This window comes from Streptomyces sp. NPDC026062, assembly GCF_055568375.1.
In genome coordinates, this window is record NZ_JBVHOQ010000143.1 from 1 (window position 1) to 1109 (window position 1109).

General features: G+C 70.7%; 1 protein-coding gene. It reads right to left on the reverse strand.

Annotated elements, in window-relative coordinates; genetic code table 11:
• On the reverse strand, window positions 1-1109 hold a 1109-nt coding region (locus ACZ4LX_RS38235; protein ID WP_467652036.1), incomplete at both ends, for a condensation domain-containing protein.

Below are 1109 nucleotides of genomic sequence, written 5' to 3' on the forward strand. Positions count from 1 at the left end.
TCCAAAGCCCCCTCCAACGCCGTCACCAGGCTCTCCACAGCCGTGACCACCAACACCGCCACCGCCTCCGGATCAACCGGAGCAACCGCGTCGACAGCCAGCCCCATTGTCTGGCCACCATCGTTGACGGCGACCGACAGCGGGTAGTTGGTCCGCTCCCGCGCAAGAAGAGTCCGGAACCCTTGGACGTCCTTGTCCTCGGCCGCCGAGTGCTCGGGAGAAGGACTCGTGTTGTGCCGGTAGTTGAACAGCGACGTGAACAGAGGGGTGTCCCCCGGCACGCCACTGGCCTGCTGCGCGAGGGCGAGCGGCGCGTGCTCGTGCTCGAGGAGCGCGGCCAGCCGGCCGCGCATCGCCTGTACCGCGGCGAGGACGCCAGTACCACCGTCCAGGCGTGCCCGCGTCGGCAGCGTGTTGATGAAGGGACCCGCCACCCGGTCGGACCCCGCACCGGCATTCATCCGTCCGAAGAGCACCGTGCCGAAGACGACGTCATCCCGTCCGCTCAGCGCACCCAGCACCCGCGCCCACGCCACATGCATCACCGTGGCCGGACTCGCCCCCGCGCGCCGCGCGACCTCGCGCAGACGCACGGTCAGGACATCGTCCATCTTGGTCACGGCACGCGACACATCTGCGCCCGCACCACGCACATCCACCAGACCGTACGGTGCGGTGGGCTCGTCGACGTCGCCCAGCAGCTCGGCGAAGTACCGCTCGTGCGCGGCCCGCTCCACCCCGCCACGCGCCTGCGCGACAAAGTTCCGGAACGGCAGCGCCTCGGCCAGCTGGTCACCCCGGCCCGCGAGGAACGCCTCCACCTCGGCCAGCAGGAGTTCCAGGCCCGTGTGGTCCTGGATCATGTGATGTACACGGACCAGCAGCAGCCGGCGGCCGTCCGCGACAGCCGCCGCGTGCAGCTGGAGCAACGGCGCCCGGCGCAGGTCTACCGACAGGCCTCCGACGGCCAGCAGTTCCGCCACCGGGTCGGCGTCGTGCGGGTCGAGCTGTACTTCCTCGACGGGGAGCTCGGCGTGCCGCCACACCACCTGCACCGGCTCGCGCAGGCCTTCCCACACGATGGCCGTGCGCAGGATGTCGTGCCGGTC